This window comes from Paractinoplanes brasiliensis, assembly GCF_004362215.1.
Classification (GTDB): Bacteria; Actinomycetota; Actinomycetes; order Mycobacteriales; family Micromonosporaceae; genus Actinoplanes; species Actinoplanes brasiliensis.
This window is the reverse complement of the sequence record NZ_SNWR01000001.1, coordinates 4,707,250-4,730,727: the sequence shown is the minus strand read 5'-3', so window position 1 is coordinate 4,730,727 and position 23,478 is coordinate 4,707,250. Positions and strand designations below refer to the sequence as shown.

Below are 23,478 nucleotides of genomic sequence, written 5' to 3'. Positions count from 1 at the left end.
ATCGGGCGGGTTAGGTTGGGGCCGTGGCAGTCTCGCGCAACCTGGGTTTCTCGAAGACCTACAACTTCCGCGACGTCGGCGGATACACCGGCCTCGACGGTCGTACCGTCCGCTGGCGGCGGCTCTTCCGCTCCGACGCGCTGCACCGGCTCGGCCCGGAGGACGCGGCCGCCTTCGAGGCGCTCGGCGTGCACACGGTGATCGACCTGCGCCGTCCCTTCGAGATCGAGAAGTACGGCCGGGTCGCCGAGCGGTACGGCCTGGCCTACCAGAACCTGGTGCTCGAACATGTCGACTGGGAAGAGGTCGAGCACCCCGACGACGTGGTGCACGAGCGCTGGCTGGCCGACCGCTACCTGAACTTCGCCGAGGACGGGCGCGCGGCGATCCTGGAGTCGTTGCGCATCATCGCCGACCCGGCCCAGGCCCCGGTGATCGTGCACTGCATGGCGGGCAAGGACCGTACGGGCACGGTCTGCGCCCTGACGCTGTCGCTGCTGGGCGTGTCCGACGAGGACATCGCCGCCGACTACGCCCTCACCACCGACGCGATGCGGCCGCTGACGGACTATCTGCTCGAGAAACACCCGTCGGCGGTGCTGGGCAAACACCACATGTGGGACTCCCCGCCGGGGGCGATGCGCCTGTTCCTCGACGACCTGCGCGCCCTGCACGGGTCGATCGAGGACTACGCCGCCGAGATCGGCCTGAAGGACAAGGAAGTGGCCGCCATGCGCGCCCACCTGCTGGAGCCGCCCGCCTGAGGCAGTTCGGCTCCAGCAGGTGTCTCTTACAGAACGCGGTGGACCCAGCCGAACGGGTCCTCGGCGCGGCCGCGCTGGATGTCGACCAGCTGCTTGCGCAGGTCGGCGGTGACCTCGCCGGTGCCGCCGTCGGCGATGGTGAAGCCGCCGCCGGCCGACTTGACACTGCCGATCGGGGTGATCACGGCCGCGGTGCCGCAGGCGAAGGCCTCGCGGATCGCGCCCGAAGCCGCCCCCGTGCGCCACTCGTCGAGGCTCACCGGACGTTCCTCGACCCGGCGGCCGGCCCGCTCGGCCAGCTTGATGACCGAGTCCCGGGTGATGCCGGGCAGGATCGTGCCGGTCAGCGGCGGCGTCACCAGCGTGCCGTCGTCGAGCACGAAGAAGACGTTCATGCCGCCGAGCTCGTCGATGTACTTGCGCTCGACCGCGTCGAGGTAGACGACCTGGTCGCAGCCGTGCTCGATGGCCTCGGCCTGCGCCGACAGGCCCGCCGCGTAGTTGCCGCCGCACTTGGCCGCGCCCGTGCCGCCGGGGGCCGCGCGGGTGTAGTCGGGGGTCACCCAGACCGACACCGGCTTGACGCCGCCCGAGAAGTACGGGCCGACCGGGGACGCGATCACCAGGTACAGGTATTCCATCGAGGGCCGCACACCGAGGAAGACCTCACTCGCGTACGCGAAAGGCCGCAGGTAGAGGCTGCCCTCGTCACCCGGCGGGAGCCAGGCGCGATCGATCGAGATGATCTCTCGCAGCGACTGCAGGAACGTCTCGACGGGCAGCTGCGGCATGGCCATGCGCTGCGCCGACTGGGCGAAACGGGCCGCGTTGGCGTCGGGCCGGAACATGGCGACGCCGCCGTCGGGCAGCGTGTACGCCTTCAGCCCTTCGAAGATCTCTTGGGCGTAGTGCAGGACGGCGGACGCCGGGTCCATCGGGATCGGGGCGCGCGCCTCGACGCGGGGCTCGTACCAGCCTTTGCCGTCGGCGTACCTGATCGTGACCATGTGGTCGGTGAAGATGCGGCCGAAGCCGGGGTTGGCGAGGAGCGCGGCTCGCTCCGCATCTGCCACGGGTGCCGGGTTCGGACGGATCTCGAACTCGAGGTTGTCACCACCGCTCATGACAAGGGGACCTGCTTTCGTCAACAGAAGATTGAGGCATGCGGAAGCACCCGTAGTGCTTCATGAATTTACCCCGAACGCTCGTTAAAACAACGGTCGCGGGTGAAGAGACCCCTGGCGCGGGGCCGGGTGGAGAGGCGTCAGCTCAGTGCGGACGCGACGCGGTCGCCGACCTCGGCGGTGCGCAGCGGGGCGCCCGGGGTGCGGGACGCGACCTCGGCTGCGACCGCCTCGGATACTCGGCGGGCCTCGTCGTGGTGGCCGAGGTGCTCGAGCAGAAGCGATGCGGAGAGGATGGCGGCCGCCGGGTCGGCGATGCCCTGACCGGCGATGTCCGGCGCGGAGCCGTGGACCGGCTCGAACGTCGACGGATAGGTGCGCTCCGGGTTGACGGAGCCGCTGGCCGCCATGCCGATGCCGCCGGTAACGGCAGCGGCGATGTCGGTGAGGATGTCACCGAAGAGGTTGTCGGTCACGACCACGTCGTACCGCTGGGGGTTGCTGACCATGAACATGCTGGCCGCGTCGATGTGCTGGTATTCCGTGGTGACCTCGGGGAACTCGGCCGCGACGGCCGCGAACGTGCGCGCCCACAGGCCACCCGCCTTGGTCAGCACGTTGGTCTTGTGAACCATCGTGACGTGGCGGCGCTCGCGGCGCTGGGCCCGGGCGAACGCGTCGCGGATGACCCGCTCGACGCCGTGCCGCGTGTTCAGGCTTTCCTCGGTCGCGATCTCGGCCGGGGTGTCCTTGTGCAGGACGCCGCCCGCGCCGACGTACAAGCCCTCGACGCCCTCGCGGACCACGACCATGTCGATCTCGCCGGGCTTGATGCCGGCGAGCGGGCTGGTGGTGCCCGGCCACAGCTTGGAGGGGCGCAGGTTCACGTACTGGTCGAAGTCGAACCGGAGCTTGAGCAGCAGACCGCGCTCGAGCACGCCCGGCGGCACGCTGGGGTCGCCGATGGCGCCGAGCAGGATGGCGTCGTGCCGGGCCAGCTCGTCCTGGATGGCCTGGGGCAGCACCTCGCCGGTGCGGTTGTAGAAGCGCGCGCCGAGGTCGTAGTCGTCGAACTCGGCGTTCGGGAGCACGGCCTCGATTACCTTACGGGCCTGCGCGGTCACCTCGGTACCGATGCCGTCGCCGGCCACCACCGCGATCCGCGCCACGCTCACGTCTGCTCCTCAGGGTCTGATGCGATCGGGTTCAGGCTAGCGCCTCGGTCCCGATCTTCGGTACAGCGGTCCCACCTAGTGAGCGTTAAGGGCTTTGCGGCCGCCGGGGCCCGGACGCGAACAGCCCCCGCGCCGCGGCAAACGACAACGGGGGCTGTAGCGACGAGTACACGTGGCTTGGTCTCGCCCATGCACGCCCGACGAGCAGGCACCGTCACCCGAAGACGGGCCCACCCGAGACGGACGGCACGCGCAACGCTAGCGATCCGGACTTATGGCGCGCAAGCCACCTCACCGCGTGTCGGACCGCTGATATGCCGAGAAGCCGGCCAGATCGGCGAAAGCGGCGGACGCCGTCACCGTCAGTTCGGTCGACCGGATGGCCAGGTGTACCGGGTCGCCCGCGGTGAGCCCGATGTCCACCACCGGGTCGGTCGAGAACCCGCTCACTTCGAGATCGGTGAGACCGAAGAGCCGGAGCCGTACCTGCACCACGTTGAACCGGCCCCGGACCCACTTCGCGGGCGGGTCCGCCGGGTAGGACGGCAGATCGAACGTGACGGTCAACGAGGGACCGTCACGTTCGATCGTCAGCTCGTGGACGGAGACCGCCACCAGTTCGGGCACATCACCGCCGTAGACGGTGAGGATGCCCTCCGGGTTGCCCAGTGCCTGCGTCCATCCAGCCATGCCGACTGCCTACCATTCGTAGTGCTGAGCGGTTCCCTCGACCTTGCCCGTACGAGTGTTGTCGCCCGGCCGCACGTTCAGGTGCCGTCCCTGGTCGCCCACGCCGCCCTCGCCGAACTGGTGCCCGGCCGAGTGGTCCTGGATGACCACCTTGCTGCCGTCGTCGCGGGTGAAGTGGTACTCCCGGGTCATGACCCGCTGCTTGTTGGCGTCCAGCACCGGGTTGCCGAACTTGTCGGTCATGGGGACGCGCTCCACCTTGTCGGGCACCTTGCTCATCGGGATCTTCAGGTCCCGCTTGGCGTCCCGGAAGGCGGCGCTGCGACTCGGCAGGGTCTTCGTGGCCACGATCGGACAGGACTCGCCGGTCGTGGCGGCCGCCGCCTTGGCCCGCAGGCCGTTCCGCGGGGCGGCCAGGCCCGTGCACGGGGGCTCGTTGGCCTTCTTGCGCGCCTTGGCAAGGTCGGTGAGCTCGTCGACCTCCTGGCGGGCGTTGGTGAGGCCCTTGACGAAGCGAGCGATCTTCGGCGCGAACTTGAGCAGGTCAGCGGTGAGGCTGAGCGCCTTGCTCCACGGGATGAAGTCGGCCAGCGCCCACAGACAGGCGGTGATGTTGCCGTCCATGAAGCAGCCCTTGATGTTGTCCAGCCCCAGCAGGCTCAGGACAAGATCGCCGGCGTTGGCCTTGATGAAGTCGAGGATGCCCTGGTCCGCCTGCTCCTTCGCGGCCCGGTAACGCTCCTGCTCGGCGGGAGTCATCGAGGCGAGAAGGTCGCGCTCTTCCTCCGGCGTGAGCCCGCCGCCACCCGCGATGTCCTCGGCCCGCTCGCGCTGTTCGCGTTCGCGGTCGGCCGCTTCGGCCCGCTCGAAGGCCTTCTGCGCCTCGACGGCGTACCCCAGCGCCTTGTCGGCCGCGATCGCCGCCGAGTCCGCGTGTTTCTGCGCGCTCTCCGCGGACGCCTCGGCCGCTGCGGCATCCCGCTCGGCCGCCGCAGCCGCACCACGGGCGGCCGCGGCATCGGACTCGGCGCGCGAGGCGGCCGAGTTGGCCGCGTCGGCCTCGCTCTGCGCCGCGGCAGCCGCCTTACCGGCGATCGCGGCGTCGGAGGCCGCCTCGTTGGCCGCGTTACGGGCCGCGATGGCATCGGCTCGGGCCTGCTCGTCGGCTCGGGCCGCGCTCGCCGCGGCTGCCCGGGCCGCCTTGCCGTCGACGGCGGCCTGCGCCGCCGCCTGCTTGGCCTCGGCCGCCGACTGAGCGGCCTGCGCGGCCGACTCGGCTGCCTTGGCGGCCTGCTCGAAGGCGGGTTTGACCTGCTCGTTGGCGACGCGGGCGGCCTCCGCGGCGGCGTTGGCGGCGACGATCGCCTCTTCCGCCCGCCGCTTGGCCGCGGCCGCCTGCTCGGCCCCGATCACCTGGGCCTGCGCGACCACCAGCTCGACGAAGTCGGCATCGATGTCATCACCGGTGAAGGGCGACACCATCGCGATCGCGGTGTTGGCCGGTTCAGCGATGCCGGCCGCCGACATCCGCGCCGCGTTCGCGGCGCTCACCGCGATGTCGGCCTGGGCCGCCGCGGCCACCGCCTCGTTCGTGGCCGCCTGGGCCTCGTCACGCACCCGCTGCGCCGCCCACAGCGACCGCACAGCCTCCTCGGAGGCCTGCGAGGCGAGCTGCTGCGCCGCCCGAGCCGCCTCGGCGGCCTTGATCTCCTGGCGGGTGGCCTCGGCGGCACGGGCATCGGCCTGCATCCGCGCCGCGTGAGCCGCCTTCGCGTCGGCCTCGGCCGCGTCGGCGGCCGCGTCCGCGCGAGCGGCGGCGGCCTGGGCGCGCTCGGCCGCGGCCCACGCCCGTCCTGCTGCCTGATCGGCCTGGATGGCCGCCGATCGGGCGTTGGCGGCCGCGCCGGTCGCGGTGTTCGCCGACGACCGGGCGCTGCGAGCGGCCGTGCCGGCCGTGCCCGCTTGGCGAGTGGCCTCGTCGGCCTGCCGCTGAGCCTCGGCGGCGTCCGCGCTGCCGGCCGCCTGGGCCGCTCAGGCCCGCCGGGTGGCCGCCTCGGCCTTCGCCGTCTGCTCCGCCCGCTCCGCGGCCATCGCGTCGTCGCGGGCCCGCATGGCGTTGTTCTCTTGGTCCCAGGCGCGCTTGTTGGCGCTGTCGGCGGCGGAGTCGGCCGCGGCAGCCTGCCGCCGAGCGTTCGCGGCGATGCCGGCCTGGGCGTCGGCGTTGGCACGGGCGTTCGCGGCGGCGGAGGCCTGCGCCTCAGCGCGCTGCCGGGCGGCGGCAGCGTTGGCCCGCTCGGCCTCGGCGATCTGACGCTGACGCTTCGCCTCGGCCGCCTGCGCCTCGGCCACCTCACGGTGGCGGCGCGCCTGCTCGGCTGCGGCCCATGCCTTGGCCTCGGCCGCCTCGGCCTGCTCGCGGGCCTTCTTGGTGCGAGCGGCCGCCGTCTTGGCCGCCGCTGCCTGCTTGGCCGCGGCCGCCGCGAGCTTCGCGGCCGCCTTCGCGTGCTCCTCGGCGTGCTTACGCCACTTGATGGCCTGCTGGGCGTGCGCCTCGGCCTGGGCCTGGGCACCCTGGGCGCTGTTGGTGGCGATGGTCGCTTCAATCGCGTACTGCGCCGTCTGGGCGGCGCCGACCGCCGCGGTGGCGGCCTCGTTCATGCCCTGGGCGATCAGTGTCCACTCGGCGCCGTAGTCGAGCCCCGTGTCGAGCAGGTCGTCCGCGGCCGCCGCCGACGTCGCGGCCGCGATGGCCGCCTCGCGTGCGGCCTGCTCGGCGTACCCGAGCTGCCGCTTGGCCTCGTTGTTGGCCACCGTCAGCTCGGACGCCTTCTGCGTCGCGGTGCCGCCGCCCGCCAGCACCCGGGAGGCGTGCCGAGCCGCGTTGGCGGCGCTCGCCATCGCGTTGGCGGCCTGCTGCAGGGCCCGTACGGCCTCGCCGTGCGCGACCAGCATCTGCCGGCGCGCCACGTTGGCGCGCGCCGAGCGCTGCGCCAGATCGGAAAGCTCCTCCGCGGCCTTGTTCCGCGCCTCGAGGTCTTTGAGGTATTGCTCCCGCTCGGCGGCGTCGGCCCGTGCGGCGGTCAGATATCCGCCGTTGAGGAAGGCCGAGACGGCCGCGTCATCGCCGGACAAGGCGGCCTCGGCGGCACGCTTCACGTTCGACTCCGCGGGCGCCGCGGCGGCGACGATGCGTACGCGCTCACGCAGCGCGGCGGCCCGTTCGGCAGCGTTACGGGCCACCTGCGCGTCCCGGTCACGGGCGACGTCGGCACCGTAGGCCAGGAAGGCCGCCCGGTCGGAGTCGGTGCCGGCCAGCACCCGCTGCACCTCGGCGTTGAAGTACGCCCCACCCGTGCCGGCCAGCGCCCGGATCGCCGCCAGGTTGTCCGCGGCCTCCTGCTTCTTGCGGGCGGCGACCTGCTTCTCGAGCGCGGGCTTGTCGACCGTGGCGAACTTGAGGATGACCGCCGGGTCCCCGGTTGCCAGGGCGGCCAGGGCGGCGTCCCGGATCTCCGGCTCGGCGGTGAACTCGGCGACGTCGGCGACGGCCTTGCGCCACCGGTCGTCGGTCGTCGAGACCCCGGTGGTGCCGTTCCACGTCTCCGTGATCAGCGGCGGCACTTCGACGGTGGGCGGGTCTTCGGCCAGGGCCACGACGGGCTTGGCCGGCGCCGCCATGACAGGCGGCGCGTGCAGGTATGTTCCGGCTATCGCGGCAACGACGGCGACCATCGTCACGGCACGAATCTTCACTTGCTGGTCCCCGTTCCGCATTCCTGTCCGGCCGGCCGAACGGCCGCCGGGCACGGGGGCCCCGATGCGGGCACAGCGATGCCCGCACCTCGATACAGCCCCCGTGGAGCGCTGTCGCCGACCCGGAGGAAGCGATCGATGACCACACGCCGCAGGCATTCAAACACATGATTGCGTCGGCGGTCCGCCCCGTCCGCTGTGATCTCGGGCGGCCGCAGTCGAGTCCCGCGTGTCGGGGCTCTGTGCCGCGCATGCCGGGCTCGGTGATGGCACCATGCGCCGGTGAGTTTCGACCTCGTGGTGTGGGCGATGGACAAGACGGACCTGCCGGATGCCGTGCGGGCCGCCAACGCGCGATGCGCGCGCGGTGAGCACCCGCAGCGCCCGGCCGATCCGCGCGTCGTTGCCTTCTATGACGCGCTGACCAGTGATTATCCCGACCGCGGGCCGCGCGCCACCGCGGCCGGTTCGCCGTGGGCCCATGCCCCGCTGCACGCCGCGGCCGATCACATCCAGATGCGGCTGGACGAGAACTGCCCGGACAAGGTGCTCGAGACGATCGAGCGCCTTGCGGCCGAGCTGAACCTCGACCTGCTCGACCTGCAGGACGGGACCGTGTACCCGCCGCCGATCAGGAGCCGTTGAGCCGCAGGTCGACCGCGCTCGCCTGCGCGGAGCCGACGGCGGCGGCCACGGTGGACAGCAGTTCCGCGTCGACCGACGAGTCGACAGTGAGCGTCATCAGCGCCTCGCCGCCCGCCTCGCGCCGGGCCACCTGCATGGCGGCGATGTTGACGCCGGCCTCGCCGAGCAGGGTGCCGATCGCGCCGACGATGCCGGGCCGGTCGCTGTAGCGGAAGAACAGCAGCACGCCGTCCGCGTTGAGGTCGAGGTCGAAGTCGTCGACCCCGGTGAGCTTGGCGATCTCGCGGGCGCCGTGCACGGTCAGCGTGCCGGCCACGCTTACCGCCCGGCCGTCGGGCAGGGCACCCCGTACGGTGACCAGGTTGTGATGATCGGCGGGCTCGTCGCTGACCGTGAGCTCGACCTCGACGCCCCGGTCCAGGGCGAGCTGAGGCGCGTTCACGTACGTCACCCGTTCGTCCACGATCGCGGTGAACAGCCCCTTGGTGGCGGCCAGCCGCAGCACCCCGACGTCGTGCGAGACGATCTCGCCGCGCACCTCGACCGTGACCGCGGCCGCCACCCCACCCGCGACCGCCGTGAAGACCTTGCCCAGCTTTTCCGCCAGCGCCAGCAGCGGCCGGACGTCCTCGTCGACCACGCCGCCCGCCTGCACGTTGACCGCGTCGGGGACGAACTCGCCGTCGAGCGCGAGCTTGACGCTGCGGGCCACGGACAGGCCGGCCTTGTCCTGCGCCTCGGCCGTGGACGCGCCCAGATGCGGGGTGGCCACGACGTTGTCGAAGCCGAAGAGCGGGGACTCGGTCGTGGGCTCGGTGACGTAGACGTCGAGCCCGGCCCCGGCGACCCGGCCCTCGGCCAGGGCGGCGGCCAGCGCTTCCTCGTCGATCAGCCCGCCACGGGCCGCGTTGACGATCCGCACCCCGGGCTTGACCAGCGCCAGCTCCTTCTCGCCGATCAGGCCCACCGTCTCCGGAGTGCGCGGCAGGTGCACCGAGATGAAGTCGCTCTCGCGCAGCAGCTCCTCCAGACCCACGAGCCGGACGCCGAGTTGCGCGGCCCGCGCGGGCTGGATGTACGGGTCGTACGCGATCAGCCGGGTGCCGAAGGCGGCCATGCGCTGGGCGAACAGGACGCCGATGCGGCCGAGCCCGACCACGCCGACGGTCTTGCCCTGCACCTCGACGCCGACATAGCGCGAACGCTGCCACCGGCCGGCCTTGAGCGAGGCCGACGCCGTGGCCGTGTGCCGGGCCACCGCGAGCAGCAGCGCGATCGCCTGCTCTGCGGCCGACACGATGTTGCTGGTGGGCGCGTTGACCACGAGCACACCGCGGGCGGTCGCGGCGGACACGTCGACGTTGTCGAGCCCGACACCGGCCCGGGCCACCACGCGCAGCCCCGGCGCGGCGGCCAGCACCTCGGCGTCGACCTGGGTGACGCTGCGGACGATCAGGGCGTCGGCCTCGGCCACCTCGGCCAGCAGGGCCGCGCGGTCGGCGCCGTCGACGTGGCGTACGTCGTAATCGAGGGCGAGAACATCGAGGGCAGAGGGGGCCAGCTCTTCGGCGATCAGAACGACGGGCGTCACGCGGCAGCCTCCGGGGATCGCGGGACCCGATCGTATGCAGCCCCGGAGATCCACAGTGATGTGACGGCCGTCACACTGCCGTAACGTGCTGGTTACCTAGGCGACACGCCTCGGGATCTTGTCCCGGTCAATGGGCGGGGCCGCCGGGAGACCGGCCAGGGCGAGACCGTCGGGCTGGCGGAAGCTGAGCGCCTCGGCGTCCAGCGCGTCGTAGAGCAGGTCGAGATCGAGCGTGCCGACCGGCGGGTAGACCCGTTCGCGCGGCGGTTCCTGACCGACCTCGAGCGCGCCCTGCTCGACCATGAACTGCACGATGGCCTGCCGGACCGCGGGCAGCGTCACCGGCGAGTGGTAGAGCACGTTGAGCGCCTGCATACGCATGCCCTGCACGTGTTCCTCGCCCTTGTTGTCGTGGAAGTGCGGGTTGCGGGTCTCGATCTGCAGCACCGGGACCGAGCTGGCCATCACGTCCGGATCGGTGCTCTCGAGCACGCCGCCGAACTGCTCGAACAGGTCCATGTACTCGTACGGCTCGACCGCGAACCCGCCGGCCAGGCGCAGCTTCAGGCCCAGGTCGAGGGTCATCGCGTGCTCGCCGGCGTTGCCGGTGGCGATCACCTCGGTGCCGAAGTCGGAGTACTCGGCGAGGAACCGGTTGAGCCACTCGTTGGTGATCTGCGAGCTGCGGCCCCGGCGGCTGAAGAACAGGCGGTTGTCGCGCAGCTTCGGCTTGGAGTGCCACGAGATCCGGACCATCGAGTACGGCGAGCCGGCCAGGTGCAGCCCGGCCGCGTAGACCTTGCAGTACTCGTGGACCGAGCCCGGCACGTAGTTGTCGGCGTCCACGTACCCGATGTAGCGACGGCCGGTCATCGCCGCGAGCGCCATGCCGAGCAGCATCGCCTCACCCTTGCCGTTGCGGACCAGCCCGTCCTCGTCGATCAGCTCGGGCATGCCGGCCGCCTTGATCGCGGCGGCCACGCCTGGATCCTTCTGATGCACGGTGATCGCCGAGCGGCCGGCCAGCCGGCAGAACTGCTCGACGGTCTGCGCCTCGATCTCATATCGATCGACCGGGCCGCGGTCGCTGTTCGACACCAGAACAATGAGGCAGTCGTGGGGAATGCCGGAGAGCACACCCTCGATGACTGTCCGCGTCTCATTCATGCACGGAACGACAATGACCATTTGCGATTCCACCGCGCGTAACGCCTCGGCCGGCACAACCTGGCTGCCGGCTCCGGCCGAGGTGCCCGAGTCCAGCTCGATCACCCGCTGCAGCTCGTGAATCCGGACCGCGCCGAAGCGCTCACTCCGAAAAGAATCAGCCAGTCGCATCTCGCGAAGATACCCGCCGCACGCCACTCTCAAAGGTCCGAACAGCACACAATTCCGTTTCGGACGGGCGTCGAGTAAATGGGAGGTAACGCGCGCGTTTCAAGTAATCGCACGGTCACGCGGAAGGCCCGGTTTCCCGTACGGAAACCGGGCCTTCGACGAGAATTGTCAGGCCGTCTCGGTGATCGGGCGGTCGACCCAGCTCATCATGTCGCGCAGCTTCTTGCCGGTGACCTCGATCGGGTGCGCGGCGCCCTGCTCGCGGTACTTGGTGAGCAGCGGACGGCCGTTGTCGTCGTCCTCGATCAGCTGGCGGGTGAACTCGCCGGACTGGATGTCGGCAAGGATCCGCTTCATCTCGGCCTTGGTCTCGGCGTTGATCACGCGCGGGCCGCTGACGTAGTCACCGAACTCGGCGGTGTCCGACACGCTGTAACGCATGCGGGAGATGCCGCCCTCGTACATGAGGTCCACGATCAGCTTGAGCTCGTGGAGGCACTCGAAGTACGCGATCTCGGGCGCGTAACCGGCCTCGGTGAGCACCTCGAACCCGGTCTGCACCAGCGCCGCCGTACCACCGCAGAGGACGGCCTGCTCGCCGAAGAGGTCGGTCTCGGTCTCCTCCTTGAAGGTGGTCTTGATGACGCCGGCGCGGGCGCCACCGATCGCCTTCGCGTAGGAGAGCGCGAGCGCGAGGCCGTCGCCGGTCGGGTCCTGCTCGACGGCGACCAGGCAGGGCACGCCCTTGCCGTCGACGTACTGGCGGCGCACCAGGTGGCCCGGGCCCTTGGGGGCGACCATGGCCACGGTCACGTCGGCCGGGGGCTTGATGAGCTCGAACCGGATGTTGAGGCCGTGCCCGAAGAAGAGGGCCTTGCCCGCGGACAGGTTCGGCGCGATCGACTCGGCGTAGATCTTGCGCTGCGCGGTGTCCGGCGCCAGCACCATGATCACGTCAGCCCAGGCGGACGCCTCGGCGGGCGTCTTGACCTCGAGGCCCTGCTCCTCGGCCTTGGCCCGGCTCTTCGAGCCCTCCTGCAGACCGACCACCACCTGGACGCCCGAGTCACGCAGCGACAGCGAGTGGGCGTGGCCCTGGCTGCCGTAGCCGATCACGGCGACCTTCTTGCCCTGGATGATGCTCAGGTCGGCGTCGTCGTCGTAGAAAACTTCCGCGGTCATTTTGAATCCTTTTGAGTCTCTGGTCAGGTAGGGCGGCGGTGGGGCTGTGGACGGCCTTGAGTCTTTGTTTCAGGCGGCGCGGAGCGCCGGGCCGGTGGTGATCGAGCGGGAACCGCGGCCGATGGCCACGAGGCCCGACTGGACCATCTCTTTGATGCCGTACGGCTCGAGGTCGCGCAGCAACGCGTCCAGCTTGTCGGGGTTACCCGTGGCCTCGATCGTGAGGGTGTCCGGTGCGACGTCGATCACCCTCGCCCGGAACAGCTCGACCGTCTCGAGCACCTGGCCGCGCTGCGCACGATCGGCGCGCACCTTGACCAGCAGGAGCTCGCGCTGAACCGACTGCTGCGGGTCCAGCTCGACGATCTTCAGGACGTTCACCAGCTTGTTGAGCTGCTTGGTCACCTGCTCCAGGGGTGAGGAGTCGGCGTTGACCACGATCGTGATGCGGCTGACGTCCGGGTTCTCCGTCTCGCCGACCGCCAGGGAGTCGATGTTGAAGCCGCGCCGGGAGAACAGCCCGCTCACCCGCGCGAGCACGCTGGGCTTGTTCTCGACCAGCACGGACAAGGTGTGCTTGTTCATGACTGAGCCTCCATGGTCATGCCCTTCTGGCCCTCGCGTGCGAGGCCGTCGTCAGCTGCGGCTAGCTGCCGCTCGGTGCAGGCGGTCATGACTAAAGGTCGTCCTCTTCGAAGTTCGGGCGCACGTCCCGGGCGAACATGATCTCGTCGTTGCTGGTGCCGGCCGCGACCATGGGCCACACCATCGCGTCCTTGCCGACCGTGAAGTCGATGACCACGGGGGCGTCGTTGATCTCCATGGCCTGCTGGATGACCTTGTCGACGTCGTCCTTGGACTCGCAGCGCAGCCCGATGCAGCCCAGCGCCTCGGCCAGCTTCACGAAATCGGGGATGCGGTGCTTGTGGGTGCCCAGCTCGGTGTTGGAGTACCGGCCGTCGTAGAACAGGGTCTGCCACTGCCGGACCATGCCGAGGTTGCCGTTGTTGATGACGGCGATCTTGACCGGGATGCCCTCCAGCGCGCAGGTGGCCAGCTCCTGGTTGGTCATCTGGAAGCAGCCGTCGCCGTCGATCGCCCAGACCGGGGTGTCCGGCTGTCCGACCTTGGCGCCCATCGCGGCGGGGACGGCGTACCCCATGGTTCCGGCGCCGCCCGAGTTCAGCCACGTGCCCGGCTTCTCGTACTTGATGAACTGCGAGGCCCACATCTGGTGCTGGCCCACACCGGCCACGTAGATCGCATCGGGGCCGACCAGCTCACCGATCCGCTCGATCACGTACTGCGGGGCGAGCGAGCCGTCGGTCGGCTCCTCGTAGCCCAGCGGGTAGCGCTGGCGCAACTCGTTCAGCGTGGCCCACCACGGCTCGTACTGCCCGGGGCCCTCGGCCGTGGCCGACACCGCGGCGATCAGCTCGTCGATCACGTGCCGGGCGTCGCCGACGATCGGGACGTCGGCGTGCCGGTTCTTGCCGATCTCGGCCGGGTCGATGTCCGCGTGAACGACCTTGGCGTCCGGCGCGAACGAGTCGAGCTTGCCGGTCACCCGGTCGTCGAAGCGCGCGCCCAGCGTGATCAGCAGGTCGGCCTTCTGCAGCGCGTAGACCGCCGGCACCGTGCCGTGCATGCCGGGCATGCCCAGGTGCTGCGGGTGCGAGTCGGGGAACGCGCCCAGCGCCATCAGCGTGGTGATCACCGGGATGCCGGTGAGCTCGGCCAGCTTCTTCAGCCCGTCGGTGGCGCCGGCCTTGAGCACTCCGCCGCCCACGTAGAGCACCGGGCGCTTGGCCGCGGCGATCAGGCGGGCCGCCTCGCGGATCTGCTTGCCGTGCGGGTGCAGGGTCGGGCGGTAGCCGGGCAGGTCGAGCGTCGGCGGCCAGCTGAACGTGGTCTGCGCCTGCAGCACGTCCTTGGGGATGTCGACCAGCACCGGCCCGGGGCGGCCGCTGACGGCCAGGTGGAACGCCTCGGCCAGGATCCGCGGCAGCTCCTCGGGCGTCTGCACCAGGAAGTTGTGCTTGGTGATGGGCAGCGTGATGCCCTGGATGTCGGCCTCCTGGAAGGCGTCCGTGCCGATCGACGGCCGGGCCACCTGGCCGGTGATCGCCACGATCGGCACCGAGTCCATGTACGCGTCGGCGATCGGGGTGACCAGGTTCGTCGCGCCCGGCCCGCTGGTGGCGATGCAGACGCCGACCTTGCCGGTGGCCTGCGCGTAACCGGTCGCGGCGTGACCCGCGCCCTGCTCGTGGCGCACCAGGATGTGCCGGACCTTGGAGTCGTAGAGCGGGTCGTACGCGGGGAGGATCGCGCCGCCCGGGATGCCGAACGCGACCTCGACGCCGAGCGCCTCGAGCGACCGCACGAGCGACCCTGCGCCCGAGGTGGAAACCGGAGTGGCTACGGCCGGGGCCGAGGTGGCGGCCGCCGCGACAGTGGCCGGGTTGGCGCGGTGGGCGAGGGTCTCGGGAGTGGGTCTCGTCATGGCACTTCATACCTTTACGGGTTGGGCGTTCCGTTACTTGAGCAACAAAAAAGGCCCTCGTGCGAGAAGCACGGGACCTAGCGCACTCGGACCTGAGGATCAGGCGGGAGTGCGCTCACATAAGTACTCGGGACGCGAAGCACATGCTGTCAACCTTGCCCCATCTCAAGCGGTGAGTCAACTGATCCCACATTTTGATCACTCTGTCTCACCCTCCTGGGCGCCGAACCCCGGATCGCTCGGCAGCAGCGCCCTGAGCTGCCGCATTCCGGGACCGAGCATGACGACCTGACTGCGCGGGGCGGCGTCGGCCGGCGGCGCCGAGCGGGGCGCGGGCACCGGGCGGTTGCTCCCGCCCTGCCGCAGCGTCTGCAACTGGGCCTCCAGGTGCTCGGCGGGCACACCCCAGCCGAACAGCGAGCCCTGCCCCAGCCGGCAACCCGCCTCCTCGACCACGGCCCGCTGCGCCGGGGTGCCGATGCCCTCAGCCAGCACCTCCAGTCCCAGCCGGTGCCCCATCCGCACCACCACGTCGACCAGCGGCGCGGCCATGCCCGTACGGGACTCCGGCTCGGCCACCAGAGCATGGTCGATCTTGAGGATGTCGACCGGCAGCGTGCGCAACTGCCCCAGCGACGAGTACCCGGCGCCGAAGTCGTCGAGCGCGATCCGTACGCCGGTGGCCCGCAGCTCGGCCAGGCGGCTGATCAGCTCCTCCATGTCGGTGGCGACGGCGTGCTCGGTCACCTCCAGCACCAGCCGCTGCGGCGGGACCCCGTGCAGCTCCAGCACCTCGGCCACCTGACCCGCGTAATCGGTGGAGTGCAGCTCCTTGGGCGACAGGTTGACCGACACCCACACGTCGTGGCCGCGCGTCAGCCAGTCGGCGAGCTGGATGCAGGCCTGTTCCAGCACCCAGGCGCCGATCCGGTTGATCAGCCCCGATTCCTCGGCGACCGGGATGAACTCATCGGGGCGTACGGCGCCGAGAGTCGGGTGGCGCCAGCGCAGCAGGGCCTCGGCGCCCACCGGCCGCATCGAGGGCAGCGCCACCACCGGCTGGAACACCAGACGCAACTGGTCGCGGTCGATAGCGTGGCGCAGCTCGTTCTCCAACGTGCCGCGGCGGCGCAGCAGCTCGTCGTACCGGGCCTGGTAGCGCTCGACCCGGTTCTTGCCGCGCTGCTTGGCGTAGCGCAGCGCAAGGTCGGCGTCGCGGATCAGCTCGCCGGTGTCCGCCGGGCTGAGCGTGGTCGAATCGGCCACCCCGATGCTGGCCGAGAGGAAGACCGCCAGGCCGTCCACCTCGTACGGCTCCCCCAGCACCGCCAGCAGCCGATGCGCGGTGAGCATCGCCTCCTCGGCGTTGCCCCGCATGAGCACCGCGAACTCGTCGCCCCCGAGCCGGGCCGCCACGTCACCGTCCAGCAGGTTGCGCCGGACCCGCTCGCCGACCTCGGTCAGCACCGCGTCGCCGACGTCGTGTCCGCGCATGTCGTTGACCGTCTTGAAGCCGTCGAGGTCGATCCCGACCAGCACCCGCGACTCGCCGGCTTCGCGCAGGGCCCGCTGCAGGCCGCGGCGGTTGGCCAGGCCGGTGAGCGGGTCGGTGTGGGCCAGCTCGCGGAAGTGGGCCTCGCGCTCGCGCAGCTCGACCGTGTAGCGCCGCACGTCGCGCAGCGCGAGATACTGCCGGCCGACCAGCGCGAAGCCCTCGACGCTCGCGCCCAGGAACCCGTACAGGTCGAAGGAACCGCCACGGGCGAGGTGATAGCCCAAGGCGGACACCATGGCGACCATCGGGACGATCGCGTACGCCGTGTTGCGCTCGACGACGTCGCCGACCACCTCGACCGGGCGGTCGGCCACCTTGACCGCGCGAGCGATCACGAACAGACCCGCCGGCAGCATCAGCGCCCCGGTCAGCACCAGGCCGTCCTTGTCCTGGCAGATGCCGGTGGCGATCGCGACCGAGGCCAGCGCGACGAGGGTCACGCCGCCGGCCACCCGTACGGAGGTCAGACGCGGGCGATGGGCATGCAGCGCCAGCACGATCGTGAGCCCTAGCGAGACGACCGTGAGCCCGGCCGGGATCAGCGCCGAGGGGCAGGCCAACGGCGTGGCGTCGCCCAGGATCCGGGTCGGCTCGGAGAGCAGCACCCAGCCCACGAACCAGAGCGCGGCCGCGATCACCAAACCGTCGAGGAAGTGCCGCAGGGCCGCCGCCGCGTTCTCGGCCGCGCCGGGCATCAGCGCCGCCCCGACCAGCAGGGTGAGCACACCCAGGGCGGTGCCGACGGCGACCGCCGAGCCCAAGGCCATGCGAGGCGGCTGGGCCGTGGTGAGGAGCACAGTGATGACGCCGGCCAGCGCGGCGCCCGTCGCCACGGCGCCGCCGGCGGCCAGGATCAGATGGGCCCGGCGCGCCTGACCGGTGTGCTTGCGGCCGGAATCGCCCAGCAGGGCAACGGCCGGGACGGCGAGCAGCAGGCCCGCCAGCCCGGCCAGCTCCACGCCGGACGGTGACTGCACGCGAACACTCTGCCGGATCTTTACCCGTGTGGGTAGACCCGGCATCCCGTCCAGTGGACGGAAATGGCGGTCCTTACCGTTCGCAGTGGCAGACTGAGGGGATGCCTGACCTGCGTTCCCGGACCTCGACCCACGGTCGGACCATGGCCGGCGCGCGTGCCCTGTGGCGCGCCACCGGGATGACCGACGACGACTTCGGCAAGCCCATCGTGGCGATCGCCAACAGCTACACCCAGTTCGTACCGGGTCACGTGCACCTCAAGGACCTCGGCGGCCTCGTCGCGGAATCGATCGCCGAGGCCGGCGGGGTCGGCCGCGAGTTCAACACGATCGCCGTCGACGACGGCATCGCGATGGGCCACGGCGGCATGCTCTACTCGCTGCCCAGCCGCGAGCTGATCGCCGACGCGGTCGAGTACATGGTGAACGCGCACTGCGCCGACGCCCTGGTCTGCATCTCGAACTGCGACAAGATCACCCCCGGCATGCTGATCGCCGCGCTGCGGCTCAACATCCCGACGGTTTTCGTCTCGGGCGGCCCGATGGAGGCCGGCAAGACGGTCGCGATCGAGGGCGTCGTGCACGAGAAGCTCGACCTGGTCGACGCGATGAGCGCCAGCGCCAACGAGAACGTGACCGATGCCCAGCTCGACACCATCGAGCGCTCGGCCTGCCCGACCTGCGGCTCCTGCTCCGGCATGTTCACCGCCAACTCGATGAACTGCCTCACCGAGGCGATCGGCCTGTCGCTGCCGGGCAACGGCTCGACGCTGGCCACGCACGCCTCCCGCAAGGCGCTTTTCTCCAAGGCCGGCTCGCTGATCGTCGAGATCGCCAAGCAGTACTACGAGCAGAACGACGAGTCGGTGCTGCCGCGCAACATCGCCAACCGCTCGGCCTTCGAGAACGCGGTCGCCCTCGACGTGGCGATGGGCGGCTCGACCAATACGGTGCTGCACCTGCTGGCCGCCGCGCGCGAGGCCGAGATCGACTTCTCGGTGGGCGACATCGACGCGATCTCGCGCCGCGTGCCGTGCCTGTCCAAGGTCGCGCCGAACAGCCCGAAATACCACATGGAGGACGTGCACCGGGCCGGTGGCATCCCCGCCCTGCTCGGCGAGCTCAACCGCGGCGGCGTGCTGCGGACTGACGTCCGCTCGGTCCATTCACCCGATTTGTCGTCCTGGCTGGACGAGTGGGACATTCGCGGTGAATCACCCTCGGCCGAGGCGCTGGAGCTGTTCCACGCGGCGCCGGGCGGCGTGCGCACGACCCAGCCGTTCAGCACCGCCAACCGCTGGGCCACGCTCGACACCGACGCCGAGAACGGCTGCATCCGCTCGATCGACCACGCCTACACGGCCGACGGCGGCCTGGCCATCCTCTTCGGCAACCTCGCCCCCGACGGCTGCGTGGTCAAGACGGCCGGCGTCGACGAGACCCTGTGGAAGTTCACCGGCCCCGCCCGCGTCTTCGAGTCGCAGGACGCCGCCGTCGAGGGCATCCTCGGCAAGCAGGTCGTCGAGGGCGACGTGGTGATCATCCGCTACGAGGGCCCTCGCGGCGGCCCCGGCATGCAGGAGATGCTCTACCCCACGTCGTTCCTCAAGGGCCGCGGCCTCGGCAAGGCGTGCGCGCTGATCACCGACGGCCGCTTCTCCGGCGGCACGAGCGGCCTCTCCATCGGCCACGTCTCCCCCGAGGCGGCCGCTGGCGGCCTGATCGCCCTGGTCGAAACCGGCGACGAGATCAGCATCGACATCCCCGGCCGCGGCATCACCCTGCACGTCGACGACGAAACCCTGGCCCAGCGCCGCCACGCCCAGGAACGCCGCCCCAAGCCGTACACCCCGGCCGATCGGCAGCGTCCGGTGTCGGCGGCCCTGCGCGCTTACGCGTCCATGGCCACCAGCGCGAGCGACGGCGCGTACCGCAAGGTTCCGGAGTAAATCTTCGCCGGGTCACCTCCCCCTGATGACGCTCGCTGCCAAGATCCGGGGGAAAGGCCGACAGCAAACGTACGCCGGGTCACCTCCCGCAACCGCAACGGCACCGTCCCCGCGGCTACGCACACGCTGAGTGCGTGGCCGCGGCCGTCGGCCGCTACCGGCGGCGTGCCACGCCAGGGGCCACGTTCATGCCACCCGGCAACGCGCTTCCCGAATGCGAGTTGCCGGGCTCACGAGTTGACCCGCGCCGGGGTGGACCCCGGATGCCGGCCGGGCACGGCGCTCAGTGTGCGATCGGGAGGCTGACCGGGGTGCCGAGGGTGATGTCGTGGGCCGCGTGGTCGCCGGTCAGCTCGACGCGGGTCGCCACCGGGGCGTGCCCGCTCGCCGCCACCGTGTAGACGCCCGGCGGCAGATCCCGTAGCTCGTACCGCCCCTCCTGATCGGTCGTCGCGGCCCCGGCCACCCGCCCGAGCCGGTCCACGGCCACCACCGAAGCCTCCGGGATGGGATGCCCCGAACCGGCTGCCCGTACGTTGCCGGTGAGCACCCCGCCGACCGCCAGCGCCAGATCGACCGGCCCCGGCTCGTTGGGCGACACCGTCCGCGAGGCCGGCCGCGCGTGGGCCGCGGTCGCCGTCAACGTGTACTCCGGCCCGTCCAGCCCCGGCAGCTGATAACGCCCGTCCGGCCCGGACGCGGTCGTCGCCACCACCTCGCCCTTCGGGTTGGTCAACGTCAACGTGGCCCCCGGCAGCCCGCGCCCCGCCCGGTCGGTGACCCGCCCGGTGACCTGCCCGGCCCCCGCCAGCGACAACACACGCCTTATCTCCCCAGCCGCCACATTGATCACGGCGGCCGCGGGCTGGTGCCTGTCGGCCGCGCAGATCAGCAGAAACGACCCCCCGGCATGCAGCACCATCCGATAGGTGCCGTCCTCCCCGGTCACCGCGCGGGCCAGCTGCTGCCCACCGAAGTCCGTGATCGTCAACGTGGCGCCGGGCAGCGGCAGTCCTCCGGGCCCGTCGATCCGTCCGCGCACCACCGCGTCCCCCGGCCCGGGCGGCTCCTCGAGACCGGCCTGGTCGTCAGCAGCTTGAGCAGTATCCATGTCGATCGTCCGTTCCGTCGAAGAGCACTGGGGCGCGGCAGCGTCGCGGCCCACACGGCGGGCAGCATAGGGCCACGCCCACGAACCGGCCCAACACTCCCCTGTGGACCGGATCGCGCCGGAACGCGGCCACACATCGGTCCGGTGAACCACCGCCGGCGGCTCCGCTGCTCGGCGGTGCTCATGTCTGCTGCTCAGCGGCGTTCACGTATCGAGCAACGATGCGGCCCCGCCAGAAGTTGCCCTCCGAGAAAGATCTAGCCCAGAAATACGGCAACAGCGACCACCGTCCGGCCATGCCGCCCGCGCAACCAACGCACAGCTCAACCGCCCCAAAGCCCCATGATCACCCCACGAAGTTGATCACCGCGGAATGCGCCCCTCCCACCCGGGGGCTGACCAGCCTGAGAAAAATCCTATCGGTTCCCGTCGCACCGGCCGGAGTTGTCCACAGTCAGGGGTTATCCACAAGCCTGTTTGAAGCGGCCGTCGCAGCGGAGTATTGATTGGCCCTCTGTATCCGCTGCAGCGACCGAGCATCAGCAACCTCCTGGGCGGGAAAACCCGGGCTCGACGAGGAAAGCCGGCCCGGCACGCCAAGCAGCGGTGTGAGCGACCGAGTCGAGGCGGTCGACGCAGCCCCGGGCGGCACGTTGTCAGCGCGGCGAAGACATGTCGTTCACGCAGCGCAGGACCGGGCGGCTGGTCAGGGCCTCCGGATCCAGCGGAGAAGGCGAGCTGACCGTGAAGGTGACCGACTCCCCCGGCAGGACAGTGATCCCGGCGCGGTCGGGTTCGGCGTCGGGCGAGAGCCGGTCGGGGAAGAGGGTGAGCGACCGCAGGATCGTAGTGGCGCGCACGGTCACGGCAGTGGAGCCTGACCCCGTACGGGAAACCGAGGTTGTGAATTCCGCGGCGGGCCACGGGATGTCCTTGTCCAGAGCCCAGAACCACGTAGTCCCCGTGTCGGTGGCCAGCAGCTCCGTGGAGACGTCGCCCGGGGTGGCAACGTCGGCGGGCAGGGGCAGGGTCACGGCGGAGCCCGGCGCCACGGTGGCGCTCACCGAGGTCGAGGCCAGCACGTCACCGGCGAGGTTGCGGCGGGTCACGGTCGTCTCGAAGGTCCACGAGGTGCGGCTGTCGTTGACGGCCACGAGCGCGGGCGGGCCGTCGGCGGGGACGACCGCGCCGGGCTCGATGTCGGTGAGCGGGCCGCCGGCGGTCAGAACTGAGCCCGTACGGGGTTGGAAGGTGAGCAATCGATCGGCGTAGGCGTCGCGCAGCGCGTACCAGAGGGGCTTCTTGCGCCCGTCGCCGTCGACCGCTGCCCATGAGGTGACCGGCCAGCAGTCGTTGAGCTGCCACATGATGGTGCCGGCGCACAGGGGGTTGAGCGAGCGGAAGTGCTCGATGCCGAACGCCAGCGCGCGGGCCTGGTTGAGCTGGGTGAGGTACAACCAGTCATCGAAGTCGTCAGGAAGCGGAAAGTGGTTGGCCAGGCCACGTTCGAGTTTCTGGTCGCCGCCGATGGCTTTCTGATGGTGGGCCATGCCGGGCGAGCCGGGGGCGAGCACGGCGTCGGAGATCGAGCGCCGCAGGGTCGCGTACGTGGGTGGGGCCTGGAACCCGAATTCGGCGACGAATCGTGGGCGGTAGGCGCCGTACTTGGTGTAGTCGTCGGTGTTCCACACGTCCCAGATGTGCGTGGTGCCGTGGGCCGGGTCGTTCGGGTAGCGGTCGGGGCTGCCGGAGTAGGGGCTGCCGGGCCAGTACGGCCGGGTCGGGTCGAGCTCGCCGACGATGCGCGGGAGCAGGTCGTAGTAGAAACCCGAGCCCCACGTACGCCCGTTCAGCGCGGGCTTCCAGTCCCAGTCCTCGTGTCCCCACAGATTCTCGTTGTTGCCGGTCCACACGACCAGGCTCGGGTGCGAGGCCAGCCGTACGACGTTCTCGCGCGCCTCCGCCTCGACCTCGGAGCGGAACGGCTCCTCCTCGGGGTAGGCGGCGCACGCGAACAGGAAGTCCTGCCCCACCAGGAAACCCATCTCGTCGGCGAGCTCGTAGAAGTCCTCCGACTCGTAGCGCCCGCCGCCCCAGACGCGCAGGTAGTTGACGTTGGCGTCGGCGGCCTGCTGGAACCGCGCGGCGAGCCGGTCGCGGGTGATGCGGTCGGCGAAGACGTCGTCGGGGATCCAGTTGATTCCCCGTACGAACACCGGCACGTCGTTGACCACCACGGTGAAGCCGCCGTCGCTGGTGTCGACGCGCGCGTCCCGGAAGCCGACGCGCCGGGACCAGGCGTCGAGTTGATCATCACCGGCGGTGAGGGTCACGTCGAGGTCGTACAAGAGAGGGTCGCCGTATCCACGCGGCCACCACAGCTCGGGGTCGTCGACGGTCAGGATCAGCAGCGCCTCGATCCCGGTGACCGTGGCCTGAGCCGTACGCCCGGCGACCGACGCGGTGATCTTCACTGGCGCGTCGGTGAGGCGGTCGAGGCGTACGCGCAATTCCACGCGACCCACGCCGCCGGCCACCGTCACCTGGGGGCGCACCTCGGCCAGCCGGGCGGTCGCCCACGTCTCGAGGCCGACGGGCTGCCAGATGCCGGCCGTGACCAGGGTCGGGCCCCAGTCCCAGCCGAAGTTGCAGGCCTGCTTGCGGATGAAGTTGAACGGCTCGTCGTACGCGTTGGGGCGTGGACCCAACCGGTCGCGCTGCTCCTCGGCGTACGTGTAGGCGCTCTTGAATTTGATCTTGAGGTCGTTCTCGCCGTCGACGAGCAGCGAGCTGACGTCGAAACGGTAGCCGCGGTGCATGTTGGCCGTCTCGCCGACCCGGACGCCGTTGAGCTCGACGGCCGCCACCGTGTCGAGCCCGGCGCAGACCAGATCGGTGCGCCCGCCGGGGGCGGCGGTGAACGACGTCGAGTATTCCCAGTCCGTACGCCCGATCCACGCCAGTTCGGTCTCGTTGGCGTCCAGGTACGGATCCTCGATCCGCCCGGCCCGGAGCAGGTCGGTGTGTACGCAGCCGGGCACGGTGGCCGGAACGCCGGAAATGTTGCCTCCGGAGACGGTCCAGCCGTCGTGCAGGGGTCGGTACGAGGTCACGGTTC

Annotated in this window: 16 protein-coding genes; 3 read left to right on the top strand and 13 right to left on the bottom strand. The window is 70.8% G+C overall.

Going from position 1 to position 23,478, the window contains the following annotated elements; translation table 11 throughout:
• Positions 1–23: 23 nt before the first annotated feature.
• The gene (locus tag C8E87_RS21440; RefSeq protein ID WP_133874752.1) at positions 24–764 is read left to right on the top strand and encodes a tyrosine-protein phosphatase; all 741 of its coding nucleotides are present in this window, start codon (positions 24–26) and stop codon (positions 762–764) included.
• Positions 765–790: 26 nt separating this feature from the next.
• Here C8E87_RS21440 and C8E87_RS21435 read toward each other — a convergent pair whose 3' ends face one another.
• The 5 genes from C8E87_RS21435 to C8E87_RS21415 all read right to left on the bottom strand — a co-directional run bounded on the left by C8E87_RS21435 (position 791) and on the right by C8E87_RS21415 (position 7,506).
• A complete protein-coding gene (locus tag C8E87_RS21435; RefSeq protein ID WP_133874751.1) occupies positions 791–1,888 on the bottom strand; it encodes a branched-chain amino acid aminotransferase in 1,098 nt (365 codons plus the stop codon).
• Positions 1,889–2,028: 140 nt separating this feature from the next.
• Positions 2,029–3,057, bottom strand: a complete 1,029-nt coding sequence (locus C8E87_RS21430) for a 3-isopropylmalate dehydrogenase (RefSeq protein WP_203720434.1) — start codon at positions 3,055–3,057, stop codon at positions 2,029–2,031.
• Between the two features lie 297 nt (positions 3,058–3,354).
• Complete coding sequence (locus C8E87_RS21425; protein WP_133874749.1) at positions 3,355–3,753, bottom strand: Imm50 family immunity protein; 399 nt, start codon at positions 3,751–3,753, stop codon at positions 3,355–3,357.
• A gap of 9 nt (positions 3,754–3,762) precedes the next feature.
• Positions 3,763–5,502 (bottom strand): HNH/endonuclease VII fold putative polymorphic toxin, encoded by a 1,740-nt coding sequence (locus C8E87_RS21420; protein WP_133874748.1) that lies wholly within the window; start codon positions 5,500–5,502, stop codon positions 3,763–3,765.
• Between the two features lie 282 nt (positions 5,503–5,784).
• A complete protein-coding gene (locus tag C8E87_RS21415; RefSeq protein WP_166661206.1) occupies positions 5,785–7,506 on the bottom strand; it encodes a hypothetical protein in 1,722 nt (573 codons plus the stop codon).
• A 309-nt stretch (positions 7,507–7,815) separates the two neighbouring features.
• On the opposite strand from C8E87_RS21415, the gene C8E87_RS21410 reads away from it, so the two are divergent.
• Positions 7,816–8,151, top strand: coding sequence for a hypothetical protein (locus C8E87_RS21410; RefSeq protein ID WP_438866186.1), 336 nt, complete (start codon positions 7,816–7,818; stop codon positions 8,149–8,151).
• On the opposite strand, the gene serA is transcribed toward C8E87_RS21410, so the two are convergent.
• From serA to C8E87_RS21380, 6 genes are all read right to left on the bottom strand, one after another.
• Entirely contained in the window at positions 8,138–9,742 is a 1,605-nt protein-coding gene (gene serA, locus C8E87_RS21405; protein WP_133874745.1) for a phosphoglycerate dehydrogenase, read from the bottom strand. The two genes, C8E87_RS21410 and serA, sit on opposite strands and share 14 nt — an antisense overlap.
• 96 nt (positions 9,743–9,838) lie before the next feature.
• On the bottom strand, positions 9,839–11,080 hold the full coding sequence (mpgS, locus tag C8E87_RS21400) for a mannosyl-3-phosphoglycerate synthase (protein ID WP_133874744.1): 1,242 nt from the start codon (positions 11,078–11,080) through the stop codon (positions 9,839–9,841).
• Between the two features lie 168 nt (positions 11,081–11,248).
• Positions 11,249–12,262, bottom strand: a complete 1,014-nt coding sequence (gene ilvC / locus C8E87_RS21395; RefSeq protein WP_133874743.1) for a ketol-acid reductoisomerase — start codon at positions 12,260–12,262, stop codon at positions 11,249–11,251.
• A gap of 69 nt (positions 12,263–12,331) precedes the next feature.
• Positions 12,332–12,847 (bottom strand): acetolactate synthase small subunit, encoded by a 516-nt coding sequence (ilvN, locus tag C8E87_RS21390; protein WP_133874742.1) that lies wholly within the window; start codon positions 12,845–12,847, stop codon positions 12,332–12,334.
• A gap of 91 nt (positions 12,848–12,938) precedes the next feature.
• On the bottom strand, positions 12,939–14,768 hold the full coding sequence (locus tag C8E87_RS21385; RefSeq protein WP_133874741.1) for an acetolactate synthase large subunit: 1,830 nt from the start codon (positions 14,766–14,768) through the stop codon (positions 12,939–12,941).
• 198 nt (positions 14,769–14,966) lie between these two features.
• Positions 14,967–17,300, bottom strand: coding sequence for a putative bifunctional diguanylate cyclase/phosphodiesterase (locus C8E87_RS21380; protein WP_239079847.1), 2,334 nt, complete (start codon positions 17,298–17,300; stop codon positions 14,967–14,969).
• Between the two features lie 101 nt (positions 17,301–17,401).
• Between C8E87_RS21380 and ilvD the strand changes: the two genes are divergently transcribed.
• The gene (gene ilvD, locus C8E87_RS21375) at positions 17,402–19,249 is read left to right on the top strand and encodes a dihydroxy-acid dehydratase (protein ID WP_133874740.1); all 1,848 of its coding nucleotides are present in this window, start codon (positions 17,402–17,404) and stop codon (positions 19,247–19,249) included.
• 283 nt (positions 19,250–19,532) lie between these two features.
• Here ilvD and C8E87_RS21370 read toward each other — a convergent pair whose 3' ends face one another.
• Both C8E87_RS21370 and C8E87_RS21365 read right to left on the bottom strand, forming a co-directional pair.
• The gene (locus C8E87_RS21370) at positions 19,533–20,360 is read right to left on the bottom strand and encodes an MSCRAMM family protein (protein WP_133874739.1); all 828 of its coding nucleotides are present in this window, start codon (positions 20,358–20,360) and stop codon (positions 19,533–19,535) included.
• Positions 20,361–21,016: 656 nt separating this feature from the next.
• The gene (locus C8E87_RS21365) at positions 21,017–23,473 is read right to left on the bottom strand and encodes a glycoside hydrolase family 2 protein (protein ID WP_133874738.1); all 2,457 of its coding nucleotides are present in this window, start codon (positions 23,471–23,473) and stop codon (positions 21,017–21,019) included.
• Positions 23,474–23,478 lie beyond the last annotated feature (5 nt).

Excerpts from the sequence above, each read along its gene's own strand:
- C8E87_RS21435 (WP_133874751.1), bottom strand. The coding sequence starts at position 1,888 with ATGAGCGGTGGTGACAACCTCGAGTTCGAGATCCGTCCGAACCCGGCA.
- C8E87_RS21425 (WP_133874749.1), bottom strand. The coding sequence starts at position 3,753 with ATGGCTGGATGGACGCAGGCACTGGGCAACCCGGAGGGCATCCTCACC.
- C8E87_RS21420 (WP_133874748.1), bottom strand. The coding sequence starts at position 5,502 with ATGCAGGCCGATGCCCGTGCCGCCGAGGCCACCCGCCAGGAGATCAAG.
- C8E87_RS21410 (WP_438866186.1), top strand. The coding sequence starts at position 7,816 with ATGGACAAGACGGACCTGCCGGATGCCGTGCGGGCCGCCAACGCGCGA.
- mpgS (WP_133874744.1), bottom strand. The coding sequence starts at position 11,080 with ATGCGACTGGCTGATTCTTTTCGGAGTGAGCGCTTCGGCGCGGTCCGG.
- ilvC (WP_133874743.1), bottom strand. The coding sequence starts at position 12,262 with ATGACCGCGGAAGTTTTCTACGACGACGACGCCGACCTGAGCATCATC.
- ilvN (WP_133874742.1), bottom strand. The coding sequence starts at position 12,847 with ATGAACAAGCACACCTTGTCCGTGCTGGTCGAGAACAAGCCCAGCGTG.
- C8E87_RS21385 (WP_133874741.1), bottom strand. The coding sequence starts at position 14,768 with ATGACGAGACCCACTCCCGAGACCCTCGCCCACCGCGCCAACCCGGCC.
- ilvD (WP_133874740.1), top strand. The coding sequence starts at position 17,402 with ATGCCTGACCTGCGTTCCCGGACCTCGACCCACGGTCGGACCATGGCC.
- C8E87_RS21370 (WP_133874739.1), bottom strand. The coding sequence starts at position 20,360 with ATGGATACTGCTCAAGCTGCTGACGACCAGGCCGGTCTCGAGGAGCCG.